This window comes from Staphylococcus sp. EG-SA-14 (genome assembly GCF_017151935.1).
In the GTDB taxonomy this organism is placed as follows: Bacteria; Bacillota; Bacilli; order Staphylococcales; family Staphylococcaceae; genus Staphylococcus; species Staphylococcus aureus.
The window spans coordinates 1-2,594 of the sequence record NZ_JACVZM010000044.1 but is presented as its reverse complement, the minus strand read 5'-3'; the positions used below and the strand labels follow the sequence as shown (position 1 = coordinate 2,594).

Here is a 2,594-nt window from a genome sequence, read left to right as displayed (position 1 = left end):
CAATACAGCAAAGAATACTTTAAAAGGTATTGAATGTATTTACGCTCTATATAAAAAGAACCGCAGGTCTCTTCAGATCTACGGATTTTCGCCATGCCACGAAATTAGCATCATGCTAGCAAGTTAACACAAAGTATTATTTTAAAATTGAGATTAGACATTTATTTTTCAACTTTGCAGCAGAACCTAATTTTTTCTCTTTGTAAATAAATGCAAAGAGATACCATAAGGATCTCTTACATAACCATAACCTTCAGTATAGAATTCTGGACTAAATGTTTTCAATACCTCACTGCCTTTTTCTATTAACTGGTCATATACATGTTTAGTTTCTTCTACTTGGTCAAAAGTGAGACAAAGAGATATATTATTACCTTGTGTTATGGGCAAACCTTCAGTGTCATCTGCGATCATAATTTTTATATCTCCAAATTGAAGTACACATTGATCAATTTTATTTAAATCATTTTCGTCAATATTAAGTTTCTTATCTATAGGTCTATCTTTAATACGTTGAATATACAGTGTTTTAGCGCCAAACAGCTCTTCATACAACTTTTTTAAACCCTCTGCATTTTGAGTGATTAAAAAATATGGACTTACTTGAAATTTCATGTTTTTTCCTCCTTAGATTTGTTATAAATAGAGTATATACTTAATTAGTGTCATCTATTGACACTAAAAGGAGAATAATAATGAAAAAATCTGTTAGATTATATAATATGATTGAATATTGTAATGAAAATAGGAACTTCAAATTAAATGATTTAATGTCAGAATTTAATATTTCTCGTAGTACCGCTTTAAGGGATATAAAAGAAATTGAAGCATTAGGAGTACCTTTATATAGTAATCCAGGGAAAAATGGTGGTTATACGATCATAGGTAATCGAGACCAAACGAAAATAGCAATCTCAGATGAAGAGTTGAAAGCTTTAGTATTTACACTTTCGAGTATTTCAAATGTGAGTAATCTACCTTTTCAAACAGAATATCAAGAAATATTAAAAAAATTATATAATAACTCGAATAAAAAAGAGTTAATAAACCAATATAATGATCTATTTCAATATTTTAATGAAGATAAGTATCAGTTCAAAAGTTATAAGTTATTTAATGAAATCATTAGATTGATAATTGAGAATAAGTCTTTTGAAACCTGTTATTCACAAAACTATATTAAAGAACAATATAAAGGTATTGGCATTATGTATAAAAATCATCAATGGTATTTTGTTGTAGCTAATATAGAATCAAAGTTAGTGAATCTATTAAATATTTCGAAAATAAAAGAACTATATGAAATGGGAGAGACTCAAGAGTGTAATGATATAACTATGCAGAATTTTCAACAGTTCATGGTTAAAAATGAAACAGCTATTGATATTCTTATTAGAAGCAATGTTATGGGATTGAATATCTTGAAAGGCTACCTGTGGAGTGACTATATGATTGAAAATATTGACGAAGAGACATATTTATTTAAATCAAAAGTGAACGCGAAAGATATAGATTTTATAGCTAAGTTAATTGTCACAGGTGGTGTCAATGTAAAAGTAGAGACCCCTAATAGTTTGAAAAATGCTGTTAAAGTTGAATTAACTAAAATAATAAACATGTATTAATAGTAATTTAATCATAATTGTAATAACAAAAAGATGACAACATTAAACAATTTAAATTTATACAAAAAAGCATTACCAAATTTAAAATTGGGTAGTGGTAGTGCTACAGCATACATAAATAGTTATAATTAAATAAAGATGGGTCAATGAAGGTGAATTAAGTGAATAAAAATATTACAGCTCTAAAATCTACTGAAAATACTACATATATGCAGTATACGGTTCATATCGATGATCAAATTATAAATAATATAAAAGAGTGTACCAAAAAGTTTAAAATTTTGCCTATGGAAGATAAAATTCCATTATCACCGTTGTTACAACCAGAATATGCAGGAGAGGTACAAGATTTTATTAGTACATATGAGCAGTTTATGATTAATTTTGGTAAAGTAATATTGGATAGTCAAGGCATAAAAATACAGTTTGAAAGTGAATCATTAAGTAGTATTCAACGAGGCATTCAAGAACATTGTTACTTAAATGAGCGAACAAATGACATTGATGTGACTAAAGAATGGTATTTATGCAAATTTTCAAATCAAATATTAGAAGAGGATAAAAATCAATTGTATAATGCTTTAAAGCAACTCATGAATGATTCTAAAAATAAAAAGCAAGCTTTTCAAGAGGTGTTTAAGGTTCATATTGATATTTATCTCTACAATAAAGAAAAATCTGAATATAAGTATCAAGTATCTAGTTATTTCAATCTTGTAAAAGAAAATCCTAAAATAACTTATAAAAAAAGACATTTACAAGAGAAACAAGGTGTCAAGGGTACAACTTTCACGAACAAATTAAAATTATTGAACAAAATGTATGGTGTAGATGTTGCAAAATAGATAAAGTCCGTATAATTGTGTAAAAGTAAAAAGGCCATATAACAGTCCTTTTACGGTACAATGTTTTTAACGACAAAAACATACCCAGGAGGACTTTTACATGACCCAAGTACATTTTACACTG

At 27.5% G+C, this 2,594-nt stretch carries 2 protein-coding genes and 3 pseudogenes; 4 read left to right on the top strand and 1 reads right to left on the bottom strand.

Going from position 1 to position 2,594, the window contains the following annotated elements; all coding sequences use genetic code 11:
* A pseudogene (locus tag IDG63_RS14110) lies at nucleotides 1-127 on the top strand (IS6 family transposase); the annotation flags it as partial.
* A gap of 59 nt (nucleotides 128-186) precedes the next feature.
* Here IDG63_RS14110 and IDG63_RS14105 read toward each other — a convergent pair.
* Nucleotides 187-615, bottom strand: a complete 429-nt coding sequence (locus IDG63_RS14105) for a VOC family protein (protein ID WP_000671996.1) — start codon at nucleotides 613-615, stop codon at nucleotides 187-189.
* A gap of 80 nt (nucleotides 616-695) precedes the next feature.
* Between IDG63_RS14105 and IDG63_RS14100 the strand changes: the two genes are divergently transcribed.
* The 3 genes and pseudogenes from IDG63_RS14100 to IDG63_RS14095 all read left to right on the top strand — a co-directional run.
* The gene (locus IDG63_RS14100; RefSeq protein WP_000750311.1) at nucleotides 696-1,625 is read left to right on the top strand and encodes a helix-turn-helix transcriptional regulator; all 930 of its coding nucleotides are present in this window, start codon (nucleotides 696-698) and stop codon (nucleotides 1,623-1,625) included.
* Nucleotides 1,626-1,664: 39 nt separating this feature from the next.
* Nucleotides 1,665-1,757: pseudogene (locus IDG63_RS15020) on the top strand (LEM-3-like GIY-YIG domain-containing protein); the annotation flags it as partial.
* Between the two features lie 29 nt (nucleotides 1,758-1,786).
* Nucleotides 1,787-2,467: pseudogene (locus IDG63_RS14095) on the top strand (hypothetical protein); the annotation flags it as partial.
* Nucleotides 2,468-2,594 lie beyond the last annotated feature (127 nt).

Bases quoted from the DNA above. Each gene is read 5' to 3' on its own strand.
- IDG63_RS14100 (WP_000750311.1), top strand. From the start codon at position 696: ATGAAAAAATCTGTTAGATTATATAATATGATTGAATATTGTAATGAA.
- IDG63_RS14105 (WP_000671996.1), bottom strand. From the start codon at position 615: ATGAAATTTCAAGTAAGTCCATATTTTTTAATCACTCAAAATGCAGAG.